Annotated in this window: 6 protein-coding genes; 3 read left to right on the forward strand and 3 right to left on the reverse strand. The window is 68.7% G+C overall.

Annotated elements, in window-relative coordinates; translation table 11 throughout:
- Both VH569_RS34055 and VH569_RS34060 read right to left on the reverse strand, forming a co-directional pair.
- Window positions 1-14,159 (reverse strand): Ig-like domain-containing protein (locus tag VH569_RS34055; protein ID WP_423321571.1); only part of this gene is annotated, 14,159 nt, incomplete at its 3' end.
- Between the two features lie 578 nt (window positions 14,160-14,737).
- The gene (locus VH569_RS34060; RefSeq protein WP_423321573.1) at window positions 14,738-17,566 is read right to left on the reverse strand and encodes a glycosyltransferase; all 2,829 of its coding nucleotides are present in this window, start codon (window positions 17,564-17,566) and stop codon (window positions 14,738-14,740) included.
- A gap of 245 nt (window positions 17,567-17,811) precedes the next feature.
- Here VH569_RS34060 and VH569_RS34065 point away from each other — a divergent pair, with 245 nt between their 5' ends.
- Both VH569_RS34065 and VH569_RS34070 read left to right on the forward strand, forming a co-directional pair.
- Window positions 17,812-19,221 carry a tetratricopeptide repeat protein gene (locus VH569_RS34065; RefSeq protein ID WP_423321574.1) on the forward strand — a complete coding sequence of 470 codons (1,410 nt, stop codon included), beginning with the start codon at window positions 17,812-17,814 and terminating at the stop codon, window positions 19,219-19,221.
- A 128-nt stretch (window positions 19,222-19,349) separates the two neighbouring features.
- Window positions 19,350-21,563 (forward strand): tetratricopeptide repeat protein, encoded by a 2,214-nt coding sequence (locus tag VH569_RS34070; RefSeq protein ID WP_423321575.1) that lies wholly within the window; start codon window positions 19,350-19,352, stop codon window positions 21,561-21,563.
- Window positions 21,564-21,607: 44 nt separating this feature from the next.
- On the opposite strand, the gene VH569_RS34075 is transcribed toward VH569_RS34070, so the two are convergent.
- Window positions 21,608-22,837 carry a glycosyltransferase family 4 protein gene (locus tag VH569_RS34075; RefSeq protein ID WP_423321577.1) on the reverse strand — a complete coding sequence of 410 codons (1,230 nt, stop codon included), beginning with the start codon at window positions 22,835-22,837 and terminating at the stop codon, window positions 21,608-21,610.
- A gap of 227 nt (window positions 22,838-23,064) precedes the next feature.
- On the opposite strand from VH569_RS34075, the gene VH569_RS34080 reads away from it, so the two are divergent.
- Window positions 23,065-24,262 (forward strand): tetratricopeptide repeat protein (locus tag VH569_RS34080; RefSeq protein WP_423321579.1); only part of this gene is annotated, 1,198 nt, incomplete at its 3' end.

Here is a 24,262-nt window from a genome sequence, read left to right on the forward strand (position 1 = left end):
CTGAGCGTGACGATGTCGGAGCCGGAACTGCCGACCAGGATCTCCAGCCCGGCGATCAGCAGGGTCGAGCCGCCGCCAAGCTCGCCGACCACCGCCACGTCGCTGCCGGAACTGCCGACCAGCGTTTCCAGCAAATTGACGATGAAGGTGCCGCCGCTCTCCGACAACTGGACGACGTCGCGCCCGCTGTTGCCGGTGACGGACTCGATGCCGACGATCCGCACCGTCGTGCCGGCGGTGCCCAGCGTCACCACATCCAGAGCGCTGCCGCCGATCAGCGTTTCCACCGCGACGGTCGCCAAAGTGCTGCCGCCGGACCCCAGCGTCACCACGTCCAGGCCGGACCCGCCCCACAGCGTTTCAAGCTGCGACACCGCCAACGTGTTGCCGGCGTTGCCCAAGGCGACGAGATCGTTGCCCGCGCTGCCGACGATGGTTTCGAACAGGCCGATCTGCATCGGGCCGCCATCGTTCAGCAGCGTCACCACATCGGTGCCGCTGTTGCCGGTCAGCGTCTCGATGCTGCGGAGAGCCAGCGTGTTGCCGCCGGAAGAGAAGAAGACGGAATCGGTGCCGGCACCACCCGTCAGCGTCTCGATGGAAGAGACGAACAGCGTGTTGCCGACACTTCCCAACGCAGCGATGTCGGTCCCCTGACCGCCCAGAAGGGTTTCCAGACCTGAAACGACCACCGTGCTGCCGCTCTGGGACAGCGTGACGACATCGGTGCCGGCACCACCGGTCAGCGTCTCGATGGCAGTGACCAGCAGAGTGATGCCCGCTGTCCCGAAGGTGAGAATCTCGTTGCCGGCGCTGCCGGTCAGCGTCTCCAGCAGATCGACCTTCATGGTGGCGCCGTTGCCGGCCAGCGTCACCACATCCGTACCGGCACCGCCGGTGAGGGTGTCGATGGCGCCGACGCGCATCGTGGAGCCGGCACCGGCCAGCACCAGCACATCCGATCCCAGTTCGCCGACGATGGTTTCGATGGCCGAGACGAACAGCGTGATTCCGACGGTGCCCAGCGTCAGCAGGTCGGTGCCCACGGTTCCGACAATGCTCTCGACCAGGGAGAGGAACAGCGTCGAGCCTGCCGTCCCACCCAGCGTGATCACGTCGGTGCCGTTTCCGCCGAACAGGCTTTCCACCGCGGTGACGGCCAGGGTGTTGCCGGCGGTGCCGAGCGACACCAAGTCACTGCGGCTGCTGCCGGTCAGCGACTCCAGCGCCGAAACCAGCAGGGTGCCGCCGGCGGTCCCGATGGTGACGATGTCGGTGCCGGCCCCGCCCAGCAGCGTTTCCAACCCGTTGACCGACAGGGTGCTGCCGAAGCCGCCGACCAGGGAAACCAGATCGACCGCCATGTTGCCGGTGATGGTCTCGAACAGGCCGACCGCAACGGTGCTGCCGGCGCTGTCCAGCAGCAGGACGTCGTTCCCGGCATCGCCGATCAGCGTTTCGACCGACCGCTGCGTCAGGGTGTTGCCCAGGGTGTTGGCGAACATCACCACATCGATGCCGGTCCCGCCGGTCAGCGTCTCGATGCCGGCGGTGTAGACGGTGCTGCCGGCATCCAGGAGCGTCACCACATCGGTGCCGACGCCGCCCAGAAGCGTCTCCACACCACTCACCAGCAGCGTTCCGCCGGCCGTGCCCAGCGCGATCCACTCCTTGCCGGTGCCGCCCAGAAGCGTTTCCACATTGGACAGCAGCAGCGTCGTGCCCACGGTCGCGCCGATGCTGATGACGTCCGAACCATCCGAGGCGGTCAGGGTCTCCAGCGCAGAGATCTCGACCGTGTTGCCGGCCATGCCCAACGTGATGACGTCGGTGCCGGCATTGCCGAGGATGGTGCTGTACTGGGCCAGCGTGATCGTCGTGCCGCCGGTGCTGCCGACCGGATAGATCAGGGACGGCGCGTTCGCGTTGGTCACCGCGGCATAGGTCAACACCACGTTGTTGGTGTTGGCGTCGCGGATCGTGCTGGTGTTCAGCGTCAACCCGTTGGCGACGGCCGTCACGCCGTCCGCATCCTCGTCTCCGGGCTGGACGATGTAGCGATAGGTGACATACGTCCCGAACGATTCCACGAAGCTGGCCTGACGCGTGTTGGTCCCAACGGTCAGGGCAAGGGTGGAGTCCGTCCCAGTGTAGACGACGTTGTCACTGAAGGTGACCTCGATCAAGATCTCGGCCCCCAGCGCGTACGGCCCGTCGCCGATGACCACGCCGGTCACCGTCGGCGGCGTCGCGTTGATGGTGATCACCAGGGCCGTCGACGCGACGGAGGTGTTGCCGACGCTGTTGATCTGCGTGGCCGTCAACGTGTGCTCGCCGTCCGTCAGCGAGGCTCCGGCGGTTATGGTCCACAACCCGTTAGTGTCGGCGGTGGCGGTGCCCAGCGCGGCCGCATCGTCGTAGAGCACCACGGTGGCGTTGGCACCGGCCGTACCGACCAGTGCCGGCTGCCTCACGCCGGTGACCCGGTCGGTGTTGCTGAGACCGCTGTCGGAATCCGGAGTGAGCGCCAGACCGGTCGGCGCGCCGGGTGCGGTGGTGTCGATGGTGACGGTGAGGCCGGTGGACGCCGTGGAGGTATTGCCCGCCACATCCACCGCGATGGCGCTCAGCGTATGGTCGCCATTGCTCAAGGTCGAGCTGGTGATCGACCACACGCCGGTGCCGTTGGCGGTGCCGGTGCCGGCGACCGCAGTCCCGTCATAGAGGGTGACGACGCTGTTAGCCTCCGCCGTGCCGGTCACGGTCGGGGCGGCGATCCTGGTGATGCGGTCGCTGGTGCTCGACCCGCTGTCCGAGCCGGCGGCCAGGGCCAAGCCGGTCGGGGCCGCGCTTGTGGTGTCGATGGTGATGGCAAGACCGCTGGAGGCCGTGGAGCTGTTCCCGGCCGCATCCAACGCGACGGCGGTCAGCGTGTGATCGCCGCCGCTCAGCGTGGTGCTGGTGACCGACCAGACGCCGCTGCCATTGGCAGTGGTAGTGCCGGCGACCGCCGTCCCGTCATAGAGGGTGACGACGCTGTTGGCCTCCGCCGTCCCGGTCACGGTCGGGGCGGCGATCCTGGTGATGCGGTCGCTGGTGCTCGATCCGCTGTCCGATCCGGCGGCAAGCGCCAGACCGGTCGGCACCCCCGGTGCGGTGGTGTCGATGGTAACGGTCAGGCCGGCGGACGCCGTGGAGCTGTTGCCCGCAACGTCCACCGCCCGGACGGTCAGCGTATGCCCGCCGCTGCTCAAGGTGGCGCTGGTGATCGACCAGACGCCGCTGCCATTGGCAGTGCCGGTGCCGGCGATCGCCGTCCCGTCATAGAGGGTGACGACGCTGTTGGCCTCCGCCGTGCCGGTCACGGTCGGCGTGGCGACGTTGGTGATGCGGTCGCTAGCGCTCGACCCGCTGTCCGAACCGGAGGCCAGGGCCAAGCCGGTCGGCGCGGCGGTCGTCGTATCGATGGTGACGGTCAGGCCGGCGGACGCCGTAGAGGTATTTCCCGCCACATCCACCGCGGTTGCGGTCAGCGTGTGATCGCCGCTGCTCAAGGTGGTGCTGGTGATCGACCAGACGCCGCTGCCATTGGCGGTGCCGGTCCCGGCGACCGCCGTCCCGTTATAGAGGGTGACGACGCTGCTGGCCTCGGCCGTGCCGGTGAGGGTCGGCGAGGCGACATTGGTGATGCTATCGCTGCCGCTCGATCCGCTGTCCGAGCCGGAGGCCAGGGCAAGACCGGTCGGCGCCGCACTTGTGGTGTCGATGGTGACGGTCAGACCGGTCGAGGCCGTGGAGGTATTCCCCGCCACATCCAACGCTGTCGCGGTCAGCGTGTGGTCGCCGCTGCTCAAGGTGGTGCTGGTGATCGACCAGACGCCGCTGCCATCGGCAGTGGCGGTGCCGAGAGCGGTGGCACCGTCGTACAGAGTGACGACACTGTTGGCTCCAGCCGTGCCGGTCACGGTCGGGGTGACGATTTTGGTGATGCGGTCGCTGCCGCTCGACCCGCTGTCCGAGCCGGAGGTCAGAGCCAAACCGGTCGGCGCCGCACTTGTGGTGTCGATGGTGACGGTCAGGCCGGTGGAAGCCGTGGAACTGTTGCCCGCAACGTCCACCGCCTGGGCGGTCAGCGTATGCCCACCGCTGCCGAGCGTGGTGCTGGTGATCGACCACACGCCGCTGCCATTGGCAGTGCCGGTGCCGGCGACCGCCGTCCCGTCATAGAGGGTGACGACGCTGTTGGCCTCCGCCGTCCCGGTGACGGTCGGCGTGGCGACGTTGGTGATGCGGTCGCTGTTGCTCGACCCGCTGTCCGAACCGGAGGCCAGGGCCAAGCCGGTCGGCGCGACGGTCGTCGTATCGATGGTGACGGTCAGGCCGGTGGACGCCGCAGAGGTATTCCCCGCCACATCCACCGCGGTTGCGGTCAGCGTGTGGTCGCCGCTGCCGAGCGTCGAACTGGTGACCGACCACACGCCGCTGCCGTCGGCAGTGGCGGTGCCGACGGCGGTGGCACCGTCATAGAGGGTGACGACGCTGCTGGCCTCGGCCGTGCCGGTGACGGTCGGGGCGACGATCCTGGTGATGCGGTCGCTGCTGCTCGATCCGCTGTCCGAACCGGAGGCCAGAGCGAGCCCCGCCGGGGCCGCGGTTGTGGTGTCGATGGTGACGGTCAGGCCGGTGGACGCCGCGGAGCTGTTCCCCGCCACATCCACCGCGGTTGCGGTCAGCGTGTGGTCGCCGCTGCCGAGCGTCGAACTGGTGACCGACCACACGCCGCTGCCGTCGGCGGTCCCGGTGCCGGCGACCGCCGTCCCGTCATAGAGGGTGACGACGCTGCCGGCTTCCGCCGTCCCGGTGACGGTCGGCGCGGCGACGTTGGTCAGGCGGTCGCTGGTGCTCGATCCGCTGTCCGAACCGGAGGCCAGGACCAAGCCGGCCGGGGCCGCGGTTGTGGTGTCGATGGTGACGGTCAGGCCGGTGGACGCCGTGGAGGTGTTACCCGCCACATCCACCGCAGTGGCGGTCAGCGTGTGATCGCCGCCGCTCAGCGTCGCGCTGATGATCGACCACACGCCGCTGCCATTCGCCGTCCCGGTCCCGGCGACCGCCGTCCCGTCATAGAGGGTGACGACGCTGCTGGCTTCCGCCGTGCCGGTGATGGTCGGGGCGACGGCATTGCTGATGCGGTCGCTGTTGCTCGATCCGCTGTCCGACCCGGCGGCAAGCGCCAGACCGGTCGGGGTGGCACTCGTGCTGTCGATGGTGACGGTCAGGCCGGTCGAGGCCGTGGAGGTGTTGCCCGCTTCGTCCACCGCGGTGGCGGTCAGCGTGTGATCGCCGCTGGCCAGAGTGGTGCTGGCGATCGACCAGATACCGCGGGCGCTCGCCGTGCCGGTGCCCACCACGGCAGTACCGTCGTAGAGGGTGACGGCGCTGTTGGCTTCCGCCGTGCCGGTGACGGTCGGGGCGACGATGTTGGTGATGCGGTCGCTGCCGCTCGACCCGCTGTCCGAGCCGGAGACCAGCGCCAAACCGGTCGGGCCAGCCGGTGCGGTGGTGTCGATGGTGACGGTCAGGCCGGTCGAGGCGGTGGAGCTGTTGCCGGCCGCGTCCACCGCGACGGCGGTCAGCGTGTGATCACCGCTGCCGAGCGTGGTGCTGGTGATCGACCACACGCCGCTGCCGTCGGCGGTGGCGGTGGCGGCGACCGCCGTCCCGTCATAGAGGGTGACGACGCTGCTGGCCTCCGCCGTCCCGGTGACGGTCGGAGCGGCGACGTTGGTCAGGCGGTCGCTGTTGCTCGACCCGCTGTCCGAGCCGGAGGCCAGGGCAAGACCGGCCGGTGCACCCGGTGCGGTCACATCGATGGTGACGGTCAGGCCGGCGGAGGCCGTGGAGGTGTTGCCGGCCACATCGATTGCCAAAGCGGACAGGCTGTGGGTGCCGTCGCCACGGGGGGAAGCCGTGATGGTCCAGGCACCGGCCATATCGGCCGTGGTCTGGCCGATCAGGCTGGTTCCTTCGTAAAGCAGGACCGTGCTTCCGGCCTCGGCGGTGCCGGTCACCGCCGGCGCCACCACATTGGTGATGCCATCCCCCGACGTTCCGCTGTCGGAGGCCGCCGCCAGAGCGAGGCCGGAAGGAGTGGTGGAACTGGTGTCGATGGTCAGCACCAGTGCGGTCGACGCTTCGCTGGTGCTGCCGGCCGCATTGATCGCACGCACGGTCAGCGTATGGGCGCCATCCGACATCGTGCCGGTGAGGATCGACCACAAACCCGATGCGTCCGCCGTCACCGTGCCGATGGCGGTGGCGCCGTCGAAGAGCGTGACGACGCTGTTGGCCTGCGCGGTGCCCGACAGCGTCGGCGTGGTGACGCGCGTGATCCCGTCACCCGCCACGCCGCTGTCGGCCGCCACCGCCAGCACCGGGATCGACGGGGTGGTGGGCACCGACGCATCGATGGTGACCGTCAGCGCCGAGGAGGAGCCGAGGAGCGTGCCGCCCGACACGGCGGTTGCATAAAGTCTGTGCGCACCGCCGGTCAGCGTCGTCGTGGTCACCGACCACGCTCCCACGGAATCGGCGGTGGCGGACCCGACCAGCGTACCGCTCTCATAGATCGAGATCGTGCTGCCCGCCTCGGCCGTACCGGTGAGCGTCGGCGTCACCACATTGGTGAGACGGTCGCCCGCGGTGCCGCTGTCGGACCCGGTGTCCAGCTGCGGCGTGGAGGGGGCACCCTGCAGCGGGTTGCCGATGGTGATCACCAGACTGCCGGACACGGTGCTGGTGTTGCCGGCCAGATCGACGCTCAGCGCGGTGAGGGTGTGGGCCCCCACCCCCAATTCGGACGAGGCGATCGACCAGCTGCCCGCAGTGTCGACGGTGGTGGTGCCGAGCAGGTTGCTTCCGTCGAACAGCGACAGCACCGAGTTCGCCTCGGCCGTGCCGGTGATCGTCGGCGTCCGCACCGTGGTGGTGTTGTCCCCCTGCGTGTCGCTGTCGGACGCCGGGTCCAACGTCAGATCGGTGGGCGCGTTCGGCGCCGTCGCATCCACCGTCACCGTCAGCGCCGTGGAAGCCGTGGAGGTGTTGCCGGCCACGTCGACCGCCTGCGCGGTCAGGGTATGGACGCCATCGGCCAGGGAGGGGGTGGAGAGCGACCACAGGCCCGCGGCATCCGCCGTCACCGTGCCGACGCCGGTGGCGCCGTCATACAGCGTCACCACACTGTTCGCCTCGGCCGTGCCGTTGACCGTGGGGGTGGTGACCTTCGTGTTGCGGTCGCTGTCGCTCGCCCCGCTGTCCGAGCCCAGCGCAAGCGCCAGACCGCCGGGCGTTGCCGACGTCGTATCGATGGTGATCGCCAGACCGGTGGAGGCTGTCGAGCTGTTCCCCGCCACATCCACCACGCGCGCGCTCAGCGTATGGGCGCCGGCGCCGAGGGTCGTGCTGGTGATCGACCAGAGGCCGCTGCCGTTGGCCGTGCCGGTGCCGGCGACCGCGCTGCCGTCATACAGCGTGACGATGCTGCCGGCCTCCGCCGTGCCGGTGACGGTCGGCGCGTCGACGTTGGTGATGCCGTCGCTGCTGCCAGATCCGCTGTCCGAGCCGGCGGCCAGGGCCAGACCGGTCGGGGCGCCGGGTGCCGTGGTGTCGATGGTGACGGTCAGGCCGCTGGACGCCGTGGAGCTGTTGCCAGCCACATCCACCGCCCGGGCGGTCAGGGTATGCCCGCCGCTGCCGAGTGCGGCGCTGGTGATCGACCACACGCCGCTGCCGTTCGCCGTACCGGCGCCGACAACGACCGTGCCGTCATAGAGGGTGACGACGCTGTCGGCCTCCGCCGTGCCGGTCACCGTCGGCGCGATGACGTTGGTGATGCCGTCGCTGTTGCTCGCCCCGCTGTCAGAGCCGGCGGCCAGGGCCAGACCGGTCGGCGCGGCGGTCGTGCTGTCGATGGTGACGGTCAGACCGGTGGAGGCGGTGGAGGTATTGCCCGCCGGATCCACCGCGACGGCGGTCAGCGTGTGGTCGCCGCCGGCGAGCGTGGAACTGGTGATGCTCCAGCTTCCGCTGGCGTTCGCCGTGTCGGTGGCGACGGCCGTGCCGTTGTCGTAGAGGGTGACCACCGAATTCGCTTCGGCAGCACCGGTGACGGTGGGTGCGACGATTTTGGTGATGCGGTCGCTGCTGCCCGATCCGCTGTCCGATCCGGCGGCCAGCGACAGGTCCGTCGGGGCCGCGATCGTGCTGTCGATGGTGACCGTCAGCCCGGCCGACGCCGTGGAGCTGTTCCCGGCCGTGTCCACCGCCCTTGCGGTCAGCGTATGGGCACCGCTGCCGAGCGTGGCGCTGGTGATCGACCACACGCCGCTGCCGTTCGCCGTCCCGGTTCCGGCGACCGCCGTCCCGTCATAGAGCATGACGACGCTGTCGGCCTCCGCCGTGCCGGTGACGGTCGGGGCGACGATCCTGGTGATGCCGTCGCTGGCGCTCGACCCGCTGTCCGACCCGGCGGCCAAGACCAGACCGGTCGGCGCGGCGCTCGTACGGTCGACGGTGACGGTCAGGGCGGCGGACGCCGTGGAGCTGTTGCCCGCCTCATCCACCGCGGTCGCGGTGAGTGTGTGGGCACCGCTGCTCAGCGTGGAACTGGTGATCGACCACACGCCGCTGCCATTCGCCGTCCCAGTCCCGGCGACGACGGTGCCGTCATAGAGGGTGACGACACTGTTCGCTTCCGCCGTACCGGTGAGGGTCGGGGTGATGATGTTGGTCAGGCGGTCGCTGTTGCTCGACCCGCTGTCGGACCCGGCGGCCAGGGCCAGACCGGTCGGGGCCGCGGTCGTCGTGTCGATGGTGACCGTCAGCCCGGCGGACGCTGTGGAGGTATTGCCCGCCACATCCACAGCGACGGCGGTCAGCGTGTGATCGCCGCTGCCGAGCGTGGCGCTGGTGATCGACCACACGCCGCTGCCGTTCGCCGTCCCGGTTCCGGCGACCGCCGTCCCGTCATAGAGCGTGACGACGCTGCTGGCCTCGGCCGTCCCGGTGACGGTCGGCGCGACGATTTTGGTGATGCGGTCGACGGCGCTCGACCCGCTGTCCGAGCCGGCGGCCAGGGCCAGACCGGTCGGGGCCGCGGTCGTGCTGTCGATGGTGACGGTCAGGGCGGCGGACGCCGTGGAGCTGTTGCCGGCTGCGTCGACCGCTCTTGCGGTCAGCGTATGGGCACCGCTGCCGAGCGTCGCGCTGATGATCGACCACACGCCGCTGCCATTCGCCGTCCCGGCGCCGGCGACCGCCGTCCCGTCATAGAGGGTGACGACGCTGTTCGCTTCCGCCGTCCCGGTGAGGGTCGGGGCGGCGACATTGGTGATGCGGTCGCTGGTGCTCGCCCCGCTGTCGGACCCGGCGGCAAGCGCCAGACCGGTCGGCACCCCCGGTGCGGTGGTGTCGATGGTGACGGTCAGGCCGCTGGAGGCCGTGGAGGTATTGCCCGCCGCATCCACCGCGGTGGCGGTCAGCGTGTGGTCGCCGCTGCTCAAGGTCGAGCTGGTGATCGACCACACGCCGCTGCCGTTCGCCGTCCCGGTCCCGGCGACCGTAGTCCCGTCATAGAGCGTGACGACACTGTTGCCCTCCGCCGTGCCGGTGACGGTCGGTGCGACGATCCTGGTGATGCCATCGCTGCTGCTCGCCCCGCTGTCCGACCCGGCGGCCAGGGCAAGACCGGTCGGGGTGGCACTCGTGCTATCGATGGTGACGGTCAGGCCGGTCGAGGCCGTGGAGGTATTGCCCGCCGCATCCACCGCGGTGGCGGTCAGCGTGTGGTCGCCGCTGCTCAAGGTCGAGCTGGTGATCGACCACACGCCGCTGCCATCGGCAGTGGCGGTGCCGGCGACCGCCGTCCCGTCATAGAGGGTGACGACGCTGTTGGCCTCCGCCGTGCCGGTGACGGTCGGAACGGCGACATTGGTAATGCGGTCGCCGGCGCTCGCCCCGCTGTCCGAACCGGAGGCCAGAGCGAGTCCCGCCGGGGCCGCGGTTGTGGTGTCGATGGTAACGGCCAGACCGGTGGAGGCCGTGGAGCTGTTGCCGGCCGCGTCGACTGCCACCGCGCTCAGCGTATGGGCGCCGGTGCCGAGCGTGGCGCTGGTGATCGACCACACGCCGCTGCCGTTCACCGTCCCGGTCCCGGCGACCGCTGTGCCGTCATACAACGTGACGACGCTGTTGGCTTCCGCCGTCCCGGTGAGGGTCGGAGCGACAACGTTGGTCAGGCGGTCGCTGTTGCTCGATCCGCTGTCCGACCCGACGGCCAGGGCCAGACCGGTCGTCACCCCCGGTGCGGTGGTATCGATGGTGACGGTCAGGCCGGCGGACGCCGTGGAGCTGTTGCCCGCCACATCCACCGCGGTTGCGGTCAGGGTGTGGGCGCCGCTGCCGAGCGTGGTGCTGGTGATCGACCACACGCCGCTGCCGTCGGCGGTGCCGGTGCCGGCGACCGCCGTCCCGTCATAGAGGGTAACGACGCTGTTGGCCTCCGCCGTGCCGGTGACGGTCGGGGCGACGACGCTGGTGATGCCGTCGCTGTTGCTCGCCCCGCTGTCCGAGCCGGCGGTCAGCGCCAAGCCGGTCGGGGCGGCGGTCGTCGTGTCGATGGTGACGGTCAGGCCGGTCGAGGCGGTGGAGCTATTGCCCGCCACATCCACCGCGACGGCGGTCAGGGTGTGGTCGCCGCTGCCGAGCGTGGTGCTGGTGATCGACCAGACGCCGCTGCCGTTCGCCGTGCCGGTGCCGGCGACCGCCGTCCCGTCATAGAGCGTGACGGCGCTGTTGGCCTCCGCCGTGCCGGTCACGGTCGGCGCGGCGATGTTGGTGATGCGGTCGCCGGCGCTCGCGCCGCTGTCCGACCCGGCGGCCAGAGCGAGCCCGCTCGGGGCGACGATCGTGCTGTCGATGGTGACGGTCAATGCCGTCGATGAGGTGGCCGTGTTGCTTGCCGTGGTCACGGCGACCGCGGTCAGGGTGTGCGTCCCCTCGCTCAGCGTGCCGGAGATCGCCCATGCGCCACCCGATGTCGCCGTGCCGGTGGCCAGCAGCGTCCCGCCGTCATAGAGGGTGACGACGCTGTTGGCCTCGGCCGCGCCCGTGAAGGTGGGGGCCGTGACGTTGGTGATGTCGTCGCCGACGGTCCCGCCATCCGACGCGGCATCGAGGAAGGGGCCGGTCAGGGAGCTTTGGATCAACGTGACGCTGTTGCCGGAAACCGAGAAGTTGCCCGGCGTGTACAGGCCGTCCAGCGTGACGATGCGGGTGGCCGCACCGGTGGTGGCCGCGGTGTTGATGTAGAGCGTCGTCACCCCTCCGGAGGAGGAGAGCTGGATCGACCCGGCGGCGACGGCGGTTCCGGTGCCGCTGGTGACCGGACCGGTCAGGGTGGCGCCGATGACGCGGAGGACGTCGTCCTTGCTGAAACCGTTGACCGCACTGGTGCCGGCGACCGTGGAATCGAAAGCGAACACATCGCTTCCGGCGCCGCCGACCAGCGTTTCGATGCCGGTGGCGAGGATCGTGTTGCCGATGGTGCCCAGCGTGACCACGTCCACGCCCGCTCCACCGAGCAGGGTTTCCAGCCCGGACAGGACCAGCGTGTTGCCGCCGTCGGCCAATGCGACGATGTCGACGCCGATGCCGCCGAGCAGCGTTTCCACACCGCCGACCAGCATGCTGTTGCCGGCACTGTCCAGCGTCACGGCATCGAGGCCCACGCCACCGGTCAGCGTCTCCAGCCCGCCGACCAGGACCGTGTTCCCGCCCGACGCCAGTTGCACCACATCACGGCCCGCGCCGCCGATCAGGGTTTCGGCGCCGCCGACCGCAATGCTGTTGCCAGCCGTCCCGGCAAGCGTGATCACATCGGTGCCGGTGCCGCCGACCACCGTCTCGATGGTGCTGACCGACAGCGTTCCACCCGAGACGTTGAGCACCAGCACGTCGACGCTGCCGCCGCCAACGACGGTTTCGAGATTGGAGATCGTTACGGTGTTGCCGGCGGACCCCTGGAGAACGACCACATCGGTGCCGGCGCCGCCGGTCAGCGTCTCGAACCCGGCCGCCAGCATGGTGTTGCCACCGCTGCCCAGCGTGACGATGTCCGTGCCGGTGCCGCCGATCAGCGTCTCGATCGCCGACGCGAACACCGTGTTGTAGGCGGCGCTCAGCATGACGACGTCGGTGCCGCCGCCCAGGCCCAGGATCGTCTCGATTCCCGCCAGCGATATGGTGTTGCCGCCACCCAGCAGGCTGACCACATCGCTGCCGATGCCGCCCGTCACCGTCTCGACGGCGCCGATGGCGACATTGAGGCTGCTGGCGAAGGACAGCACATCCTTGTCGGTGCCGCCGATGACCGTCTCGACGCCGCTGACCCCCATCGTGTTGCCGGTGCTGCCCAGCATGATGAGGTCCAGACCGCCGCCGCCGAGGAAGGTTTCGATGGCGCTCAGCTGGATGGTGATACCGCTGGTGTCGGTGCGGATGATGTCCAGATCGGCGGATCCGGTCAGCGTCTCGATCCCCGATACCCACATGTTCTGGCCGGTGGTGGAACTGGCACCGCTGCTGAACATCGTGACCTGGTCCTGCCCCGCGGAGCCGACGAGCGTCTCGATCCCGCTGATCTGCACGGTCGAGCCGTTATCGACCAGCGCGAGGAGGTCCTGAGTGCTGACGACCACTCCCACATAGCGGGCGCCATACACGGTCTCGACCTGCGAGACCGCCAGCGTCAGGGGCAATCCGAACAGATTGGAGCCGCCAGGCTTCGACGGATCGGCCGTGGACTGCTCGTAGTGACCGAAATTGAGCCCTGCCATGACGTCGTTTCCGGACGTTCCGATCAGGGTATCCACGCCCATGGTGCTGACCGTGGCGCCGCCGACGTCGGCGAGGATGTAGACGTCCTTGCCGATGCCGCCGGCCAACTGCTCCACGCCCGAAACCATAAGCGTCGAACCGTAGCCTTTGACCTGGACGATCATGTCATTGAGAGTGCTGCCAATGATCGTTTCGTAGAGATCGATGCGGATCGTGTTGCCGACGGTGGCGTTGACATTCGTCATCACCATGACGTCGGTACCGGTGGTACCGAACACGGTGTCGAGCATCGAGACTCTGATGGTCGAGCCTTCGGTCTGATCGATGTAGATCGTATTGGCGCTGGTACCGCCCAGCAGGGTTTCCACGCTGGTGACGTGCATGGTGCTGGCGATAGCGGTGCCGAACTTTACAGTTCCGACATCCTTGCTCATATCGACGACGTCGTTGCCGGCCGTGCCGATAAGGGTTTCGACCGCGCCGATGATGGTCGTGGTGCCGCCCGTTCCGAGCAGCTTTATATAGTCTTGATAACCAGTATTATTACCATAAATAGCATCAACCCCTGAGACAGCCAAGCTGAGGGGGGTTGCCAGATTGCCTCCGGTAATCAGATCGAAGCCGCTGTTGCCGATCAGCGTATCGATCAGGGACACGGCCATTGTCGTGCCCACGGTCGAGGAGATCTGGGCGACATCCACGCCCGTGGTGCCGATCAGCGTGGAAAGATCCTGAATGCTGATCGTGGTGCCGGCGCCGCCGAGAGTGATCAACTCCGTTCCGGAGCCGCCGATGATCGTCTCCACCAGCGACACCAGCATGGAGCTGCCACTGGTGGCGGAGACAGTGCCGAAAGAAAGCACGTCCTTCGCCGTGCTGCCGACAAGGGTGTCGATCCAGTCCAGCCGGATCGTGTTGCCGCCCGTCCCCACCAGAATGATGTCTTCAGCCGCAGCCCTTGAGGTTCCGGTCAGCGTCTCGATCAGCGAGACCGCCATCGTCGCCCCGTAGGTCGAGCCGTAGACCACATCGTTGCCCGAACCGCCGATCAGCGTATCCAGCAAGCTCACCATGGTGGTGTTGCCGCCGCTGCCGAAGGTGATGAAGTCGAGGCCGGTACTGCCGACAAGCGTCTCGAGCGTCCTCACCGCGATGGTGTTGCCGACGTTGCCCAGGGTGACGACGTCCACCCCCGTGCTGCCGATGATGGTGCTCGGCGACGAGGTCGTGGTGGTGGTTCCTGTGGCGTTGACGGTTCCGGCCATAATTTCCTCACACGCGGCAGCTTGGGAGAGTCGGGAAAGACGATGTCGAGGGTCCTCGGCCGATCACGCCGAGCTTCGGAGTCGGGGCCGATCGATGGGTACCGGTGCCAAACCGTTCGCACACGACGACATCAAGAACGGAAAGCAAATAATCGCTTCCGGAAAATCTATTTCTCTATTAAGACACTTAACAAACAAATCTCATCCCCTAAAGATTAAAAAAATCAAAGTAAACATACCGTCAATTGAAACCATAGACTCGTTGGATTTCTCTTCTTTCTTTAAAAATTTCTCGCAAAAGTTGTAAGTAAAATTGATTGTTAATCGCGTTAATTTGCGCAGTATTTTTATATTTCAATAAATAACCAAAATCATCATTCTCAGAAGACTTTAAAACACATAATCACTAAAGTATTACTACTTGAGTTAATATCAAATTATCATGAAAATGAGCAAACATCTTTTCGAATTCCCTTGCGCTGCATATCCATAGGTTGCCGCGGATGTGCGGCTGCTCTACCGGTTTTTACAGGGCAATCTTCGGGAATGTCGGTTGTGACGGCCGGCCCGGCGTCGGTTCAAAGCAGGATTTCGGCGTCCCAGGGATCGTACGGCACCAGCATGCGCCGATGACGATCCGGGCGGACGAACCGTCGGGCGGTCCGGTTCAGCAGGCCTGCCGTGAAGGAAAAGGTGCTGTTGGAGATCGCCAGCACGTCGGCGACACACAGCGCATGGAAATCGGTGAAGAACTCGGCACCCGCCAGAGGCGTATCCAGGTCGGTGGCGAGAATGGGGGAAAAGGGAGCGAAGGCCTCGGCCAGTTCCGGCGCGTCGGTTGCCAGATAGAGAACGGGCGAGTCCAGATCGGCCCACAGCCGTTCCAGCCATGTCCGATACCACAGCTCCGGCGCGACCCAGAACCGTCCCCAGCCATAGTCGCCCCGCCGCAGATGCAGGGCGACAACCGTCCGCCCCCGTGCGCGCAGACGATGTTCGATCGCGTCGGCGCGCGGCCACAGATACCGGCCGGGCATGAAGAGCCTGCGGAAATCCGTCCGGTACGGCGCCAGTGCCGCGGTATGGCGGCAGAAATAGCCGGTGAGATCGCATTCCGCCCGAACCGGTGCCGCACCGGACAGCGAGGCGAAAACGTCATGGTCCTCCTCCGAAACCCGGGGGAGCGGAGCGCCGGGCAGAGGATCGTCGCAATCGTACAGGTAACGCCCCACCCAGTCCGGCACCTCCAGATCCAGATCGTGGCGGGCGGCATAGAGGCGCAGGAAGCCGTACTGAAGCAGCTGGTTGCCGAAGCGGCCGTTGCGCCCCAGCTCCGTCGCGGCGAGGCGCCGTCCGGCATGCCCGGCCGCCAAGCGCGGCGCCGGGGCCTTCCAGCTCTGCCGCAGCAGCAGGACGGCCCGCCGGGTGAAGGCTTCGCCGAATCCCGGATGACAGCGGATCGCACGCTCATAGGCGGAGAGCGCAGCTGCGGGGCGTCCTTCCGCCTCGGCGGCGGCGGCGAGCGCGAGGTGAACGTCATAGCGGCCGGGAACCAGGGCCGCGGTCCGCCGACCCTGGCGGGCGGCATCCTGCCAGCGGCCGCAGTCACGCAGCGCAAGGGCCATTTCCGCCCCGATGTCGGCCGCGGTGGGGGAAGTCGGCGATTCCAGCCGGGCGGCACGGGCCAGCAACCGGCAGGCCGCATCCGCCCGGCCGGTCCGGCCGGCCACCCGGCCAAGCTGAAACAGCGCATAGGCGCGCGCAGGGTCCAGCGCCAAAGCCTGCCGCAAGCTCGTCTCGGCGCTCGGCCAGCGTCCGGAATCGAAGAGCACATTGCCCAGATTGAGGTGGGTGGACGCCGTTTCCGGCAGCAGCAGCCTCACCCGGCGGAAGGCTGCGACCGAAGCCGCCGGCCCCTGTGCCGCATGGATCGCCATGGCAAGCCTGTTCCACCCCTCGATACGGCCGGGATCGAGCGCCACCGCCGCGCGCAGTGCGGTGACGGCACTGTCCGGCCGGCCGTCATGGGCGTTGTGGGCGTCGTGCCGTCCGGGCTCCATCGCAGGGGGATCATCCGCCCGGCTTCTGCCGGGAAGAATGGGCGGCCCATCCCAGGCCATTCCCCGCTTGGCCTCCAGGGCATAGAGCCGGCGGCGGATCAGAAGCTCCGCCGCCAGATGGACCGGTTCCGGCGGCGCCCCCTGTCCAGGCGGCCGGCCGCTCAGCATGTCCGCCTTCAACCTGTCGAACACATTCCCGTCGCCGAGCGTATAGCAAACCGTCTGTTCCTCGGTCTTCACACCGGCGAACAGCGACTGCAGCGACTTGCTGTAGCAGACATCCTCGGGCCCGGCCGGATTGAACGGTTCCTCGTCGGGAAAGCCGCCGATCAGGTCGTGGCAGACCCGGCGCACAGCCAGATTGCAGGGATAGGTCACTTCCGAGGCCGAGCGCCAGACCGGGGTGATGTCGCGGTCGATGCTGTCGAACCGGATGCCGGTGCGCACGAAACCGATCTCCGGATGACGGTCTAGCACTGTGGCCGTCACCCAGAGATGGCGGTCGAGAAACCAGTCGTCGGCGTCGAGAAACCACAGGTACGGCCCCATGGCCATGGCTGCCCCAAGGTTGCGCGAACGCCCCGCCCCACCGTTGCCGCTGTTGGCGATCAGCGACAGGCTGTGGTCGGGATGAGCCCGCGACCACGCCCGGACCGCCTCCACCGTGCCGTCCGGCGAAGCATCGTCGACCACGCAGATATGGAAGCGTGCGTCCGGATCGCCGGCCTCCTGCCGGTAATAGCGCACCGCCCGATCCACGCTGTCCAGGGCACGCCCGATGCATCCCTCCACCCGATAGGCCGGGATCACCACACTGCCCACCACCCGATGGTCCCTGCGCCGTTTCTCAAGCGCACGCAATGCCCGCTCCAGCCCGGCCTCCCGCACCGGCACGGCGCCGGCGGCCTCGCCGGCGGTCCCATCGGCGGCAAGGCTCGACACGCGGGCAAGCAGCTCGCCGGCCTCGGCCTCGCGTCCCTGGATGAAGCGGACCAGAGCCAGGAGGCGCAACAGGGCACGATGCGGCGGCAGCGCCTCCACCAGCCGCTCCAGCGCGACACCGGCCTGATCGGTCGCTCCGTCCTCAAGCCGAACGGACAGCCGATGCGTCGTTATCGAAAGCATGACCTCGCGCAGCCGTTCGAAGGCGGCATCGCCGGCCGGCAGCAACGCAACCCTGGGCAGCCAGCGAACGGTTTTCCCCTCCGTCCCCTCGACCAGCGCCATCAGCAGAACCAATCCGAGGTCGGCCGGGGCCATGCACAGCACTCCGGCGTAGCCGCGCTTCGCATCGGCAAGGCGCCCGTCCCGATGGGCATCGATCGCATGGCGAAGAGCGCTCTCCACCCTTGCCTGAACATCCGGGCCTTGGGTGTCTGGACCTTGGGCGTTTTTGGTCACGCGGGAACTCGGAGGTTCGAAACGGCGGTGCAGGACGAAGGGCCGCCACTCTACAGCAGGGCAGTTCCGGATGGGACGGCCTTGCGGACATGCCGATCCCGGCTAGAGTGTGATCGTTCCAAGCGGTATCGCTTGAAGCGTGGATCACCGGAAAGCCGCCCCCAGCCGGCCGCAGAGCCATCACGGTCCCCATGCCCGCCCTCCCAGACGCCGCCGTCATCGATCCCATGCACAGCCCGGAGTTCCAGGCCGGTTTGCTCGCATTGCGGCAGGACGACCGGACGGCGGCGGTCGCAGCCTTCACCCGGGCGGCGGGCAGGTTCCCGATGTACAGCCCCGTTCATGCCAACATCGGCACCCTGGCCGGCCAGCTCGGCCACGGCGCTCTGGCCATGCGCTGCTTCCAACGGGCGATTGCGGTCGAACCCGGCCATGCGGAGGTCTGGTCCAACTTCTCCAGCCAGCTGCGCAGAGCCGGCCGCGACGCGGACGCCATCATGGCGCTCAAGCGCGCGCTGAGCCTGGCGCCCAAACATGCGAACGCCCTGTGCAACCTCGGCGCGGTCCTGTTCGATGCCGGCCAGACCGCCAGGGCGGAAGCCTGTTTCCGACAGGCGCTTGCACTGGCCCCCGACCACCATGAGGCGGCGAAGAATCTCGGCTTCGCCTTGTTGCGCCGCGGCGACCTGCGCACCGGCTTCGGCTGGTACGAGCATCGCTACGGCGCGGCACCACTGCCTGCGCCCGTGCTCGACAGGCCCGCTCCCCGCTGGCGCGGCGGGGCTCTGAACGGCGTCTCCCTGCTGGCGGTGGCGGAGCAGGGCGAAGGCGACTCCATCCAGTTCGTGCGCTATGCCAAGCTGGTGGAGCGCAGCGGCGGAACACTGACCATGCTCTGCTCGCCCGCTCTGAAGCGCCTGATGGCGCGCGGCGACGGGGTGCGCCACGCGGTGGCGGATGGCGACCGGATGCCGCGGATCGACGCATGGACCCCTCTGCTGAGCCTGCCGCACCTGCTGGGCACCGACCGCGGCAGCATTCCCGGCGGGGTGCCCTATCTGCATCCGGCACCGGAGGATGCGGCGGCGTGGCGCACGCAACTGTCGGGCGTCGCCGGGCTGAAGGTCGGGCTGGTGTGGGCGGGAAACCCGACCTTCGGCGGCGACCGCCAGCGGTCTCCACGCTTCGCGGCCGTTGCCCCCCTGCTGACGCTGCCCGGCCTGCACATGGTCCTGTTGCAGGTGGGGGACGGACGTCGCGACCTGGCCGGACATATCCTGCCCGCGACCGTCACCGATCCGGGCGACAGGATCCGCGACTTCGCGGACACGGCGGCGATCATGGCGGGACTGGACCTCGTCATCACCTCCTGCACGGCACCGGCCCATCTCGCCGGCGCCCTGGGCCGGCCGGTCTGGATCATGCTGCCATTCGCCGCCGACTGGCGCTGGATGGAGGGGCGGACCGACAGCCCCTGGTATCCGACCGCAAGGCTGTTCCGCCAGCCGGCGCCGGGGGATTGGACCAGCGTCGTCGCGGCGATCTCCGCCGAATTGCAGGCGGTGGTCGCCGGTCGCCGTTCCCTGGACGGATTGGCGTGATCGGGGCGGCCGCCTCTCTCGATTAGCCGAGGGTTAAGCCTGTCCGGCTAGCCTCCGCACTGCGGTCGGCCGCCATCGTTCGGGCCATCGCTCAGGCCGTCATCCGGGTCGATTGGGGATACGTCGCTTTGGACAGGATCAGCAAGACCAGGGGCGCCGGCCACACTCAGGGGGAACGGGCTGGGGCGGAACGGGCTGAAGCGGGCCAAGCCGGCACACCGCCGGCCGGCAGCCTTCTGACCAGGGCAATCGCCGCCCATCGCGCCGGTCGCCTGACCGGGGCGGCGGGGATCTATCACGCCCTGCTCGCGCTGGAGCCGGCCCATGGCGATGCCTGGCACCTGCTGGGGCTGACCGAGCTGCAATCCCAGCGGGAAGCCGGTGCCCTGGCGCTGTTCGACCGTGCCTTGCGCATCGCCTGCAACCGTGCCGAGTACCATAACAGCACCGGCGAGGGGCTTCGGACGCAGGGCGACATGGCGGCGGCGGCGGCCGCGTATCGCAGGGCCGTCGCGCTGCGTCCGGGCTACGCCGAACCCGTCATCAACCTCACCCGCGCCCTCCAGCTTCTCGGCCAGCCGGATCGGGCCCGCGCCAGCGGCCGCCGGGCGATTGCCCTGGCGCCGGAACGGACCGAAGGTGCGATCAATCTGGCCCATGCGCTGCTCGACCTCGGACGCTTCAGCGAGGCGCAGGCCTTCTACCATCGTGTGCTGTCACTCCAGCCCGACCAGGCGGAAGCCATCGGCCATCTCAGTCGCGTCGCCCGCGGGTCCGGCGATCCCCGCAGGATGGAAACGGCCCTGCGCCGCGCCATGCGGGTGGAGCCGCTCGTCATCGACCACCCCCAGGCCCTGGGCGACCTCTTCATCCAGCGCCAGGAGCTTGCCGCGGCGGAGCAGGTCTACCGGCGCGTCATTGCGCTGAAACCCGATCACCCGGAAGCACTGAACGGGCTGGGCAGCAGCTGCCTGATGCAGAAACGCTATGCGGCGGCCAAGCCCCATTACCACCGGGCCATGCTGCTGCGGCCCGATTATCCGAGCCCCCACAACAACATGGCCAATGCGTTGTGGGAATTGGGCGAGGCCGCCGCTGCCCGCACCCGCTATCGCCAGGCCATCGCGCTGAAACCGGACCACCCCGACGCCTATGGCAATCTCGGCCATGCGCTCCGGACCCGGGCCAAGCGGTTCGCCGACTATGCCGAGGCCGAAAAGGAGTGCCGGCGCGCCCTGCGTCTCGATCCGGGCAACCTCGCAGCCGGCAACAACCTCGGCATCGTGCACCTGTCCCGCAACGAGCTGGCGGCGGCGGAGCAGTGCTTCCGTCAGGTTCTGGCCCGCAGCGCGGAGAATGCGGACGCCCATTTCAACCTCTCGCTGACCCTGCTGAAGTCAGGCGCTCTCGCAGAAGGATGGAGGCATTACGAATGGCGGTGGCGGACCGGGCAGCTTCCGTTGCCGAAGCTGTCCCAGCCACGCTGGCAGGGAGAGCCATTGGATGGCCGCAGCATCCTCGTCTATGCCGAGCAGGGGCATGGCGACACGCTGCATTTCGCACGCTACGTGCCGCTTCTTGCAGAGCGGACAGGGACCGGGCGTGCCGGGCGGGTGATGCTGGTTGCCCAGCCGGGGCTGGTGCGGCTGCTGGAACGCATGCCGGGGATCGCTTCGGTGCACGCCGTCAACGATCCGGTTCCGGATTTCGACGTCCACACGCCGCTGCTGAGCCTGCCCGGCTTCTTCGGCACGACGCTGGACAGCATCCCGGCCCAAATTCCCTACCTTGCCCCCGATCCCGCGGACATGGAGCTGTGGCGACGGCGGCTTCCCGTCCATGGCGGGGTGCGGGTCGGGCTGGTTTGGGCCGGCGATCCGCGTCCCCACATGCTGCACGCCAACGCGACGGACCAGCGGCGCAGCATGGCCCTGTCCCAGCTGGCTCCCCTGGCCGCCGTGCCCGGCGCGATCTTCTTCAGCCTGCAGAAGGGAGCGGCCGGACTGCAGGCGCGCACACCGCCCCGCGGCATGGCGGTGGTGGACCTTATGGACGAGGTGAATGATTTCGCCGACACCGCGGCCCTGATCTCCACCCTGGACCTCGTCATCTGCGTCGACACGTCGGTCGCCCATCTGGCGGGAGCGCTGGGCAAGCCGGTCTGGGTCCTGTCGCGCTTCGACGGGTGCTGGCGCTGGTTGACCGGCCGTCGGACCACCCCCTGGTATCCAACCATGCGCCTGTTCAACCAGACCGGGCCGGGCGACTGGGCGCCGGTGGTCGAGAGCGTCGCCGGCGCCCTGCGGGGGTTCGTCGACGAACAGCTTGGAGCGGGGGCCTGACCGCCGGTCGCTTGGGTTCCCTCATCCGGGACCGGCAGCGTCCCTCATTCCGCCTGCGCCGATGGAACCCGTCCCGCCGAGGCGCGGCCGGCAAGCATCAGGTCGCGGTAGGCGGCGGCAACGGCCCGCCAGGAAAAATGTTCGACCACCCGGCGGCGTCCGCCCTCGCCCAGGCGGCGGCGCAGGGCCGGGTCCTCAGCCAGACGTGCCAGTGCCGCGGCAAGCGCAGGCGTGTCGTCGGCGTCCAGCATCAGGCCGGTCTCCTCCTCCACCACCAGATCGCGGTTGCCGGCGATGCGGGTCGCCACCACGGGCAGGCCGGCGGCCATCGCCTCCAGCACCACGTTGGGCATGCCCTCGTCGCGCGATGGAAAGACGAAGGCGTCGGCGGCGCGATACGCGGCGGGAAGCTCGTCGCGCCCGAGCCAGCCGCGGAAGACGATACGCTCCGACAGGGCAAGCCGGGCAGCCTGCGCCTCCAACTCCGGCCGCGCCGGGCCATCGCCGACGATGGTCAGGCCGATGCGGCCGCGCGTCCCGGCGGGCAGGGATGCGAGCGCCTCGAACAGCACGTCCAGTCCCTTCTGCCGCACCACCCGGCCGACGAACAGAAGCGACAGGCGGTCGCCGGCATTTCCGGCATCGACCATCCCTGGATCGACTGTCTTTGGATCGGCCGGCCCGGCATCGGCGGGCGAGAAGCGGGCGGCGTCGACACCGTTGGGGATGATGGCGATGGGCTGGTCCGGGGCGAAGCGGCGGGCGAGCCCGGCCAGCCCATCGCTGTTGGCCACGACGGCGGAGGACCGGCGCCACAGCCAGCCGATCACCGGCCCGGCCAGCCGGTGGTAGAGCGAAATGCCGTCATACTGGAAGCCCGGCACGTCGCCGCCGCGCAGGCTGACGACATAGGGCACGCCGGACAGCGCCTTCACCATCCAGGCGGCAGGGCCGCAGGGCAGGCCGAAATAGGCGATGGTGGCGTCCGCCCGCCAGCGGGCGGCGATCCACGGCGCCATCACCAGCGAACTGGCGAGGAAGGCCAGCATCTCCACCACCGAGCTGCGGTCGCGGCGGCGGCGCAGGGTCGGGATGCGGCGGATCTCCACACCGTCGGCCCGCCGCTCCACCCGCGGCAGGTCGCCGAAGGCGGAGGTCAGCACCAGCACCTCCTCGCCCAATGCTGCCAGTTCGCGGGCGGTGTTGTCGGTGGCGTTGGCCGCCCCGCCGCCGAGCGGCGGAAACTCGTAATTGATCAGCAGAAGCCGCGCCATGCCGTCCGCCACACTCCCCGTTCGACGAGCGCCATTGATGCGGGGGTGGGGAGTGCGATGCAACAGCCATCATGCGGAGGGCAGCGGGTCGCGACGGATGGAAGCCTGGGGAGCGCCGGGGGAGGCAGGACGCCGGGGGGCGCTCTTCGCAGAAGCCGGCATCTTCATGCTCCGGCATCTTCATGCTACTGATCCCGCCGTTCCCCAACCGAAGCGCCGCGGCCCCCATGAACATCGAGCAAGCTTTCACGATGGCGGTCGGCCTCCAGAAAGCCGGCCGTGCCGACGAGGCCGGGAGACTCTATGCCCAGATCGCGGCCAGCGATCCGCATTTCGCCCCTGCCGTCAACAACATGGGGCTGCTGCATGCCTTGGCCGGCCGGAAGGAAACGGCGGTCGCCCTGCTGTGGCAAGCCGTGGCGCTGGTTCCGGGGTCGCTGAACAGCTGGAACAATCTGGCATCGCTGCTGATCCAGCTCGACCGGCGGGAGGAGGCGATCCGGGCCTACCAGATCTCCACAAGACTCGAGCCCGCCCAGCCGGCGGTGCTGAACGAACTGGGCCTTCTGCTGGAGGGGTCGAAACGCCCGGACGAGGCACGCGAGGCCTTCGCCCGCGCGGCGGCGCTGGACCCGATGGAGGCGGAATACGCCAACAACCTCGGCGCCATGCTGCGCACCGATTATCGGCTGGAGGAGGCCGCAGGCCGCTTCCGCCGGGCAATCGCGCTGAATCCGCAGCACAGCGGCGCCTACAGCAATCTGGGATCCACAGTGAAGGACCGGGGCAGCTTCTGGGCGGCGCTGCTGGCTTTCCGCCGGGCCACGACGCTGGAGCCGGATTTCGCCGGCGCCCATTGGAACGAATCCCTGGTCCGGCTTCTGCTGGGCGATTTCGTCCGGGGCTGGCGAGGCTATGAATGGCGCTGGAGGCATGGCCAGCTGCCATCGCCGCAGCGCAGCTTCTCCAAGCCGCGCTGGGATGGATCGCCGCTGCGGGGCCGGCGGCTGCTGGTCTATTGGGAGCAGGGTTTCGGCGACGTGCTGCAATGCGTGCGCTACCTGCCGCTGCTGGCGCAGATGGTCGGGGCGGAGAAGGGGGGAGCGGACGGCGAACGGCCCATCCTCCTGGAATGCCAGCATGCGCTGCTGCCGGTGCTGCGCAGCCTGCCCGGCGTCACCGTGGCGCTGACCGGGGCGCCGCTGCCCGACTTCGACGTCCAGCTCCCGGTGATGAGCCTGCCGGCCCTGTTCGGCACCCGGCTGGAGACCGTGCCGTCCCGCGTTCCCTACCTGTCGGCGGAGCCCGATCTGGTTGCGCGCTGGGGCGAGCGGCTGAAGGGTGCGGCAAAGGACGGGGGCGGGCTGAAGGTGGGCATCGTCTGGGCCGGATCGCCCACCCACGGCAACGACAGGAACCGCTCCA

Source organism: Azospirillum sp. 11R-A (genome assembly GCF_049472615.1).
GTDB lineage: Bacteria > Pseudomonadota > Alphaproteobacteria > Azospirillales > Azospirillaceae > Azospirillum > Azospirillum palustre.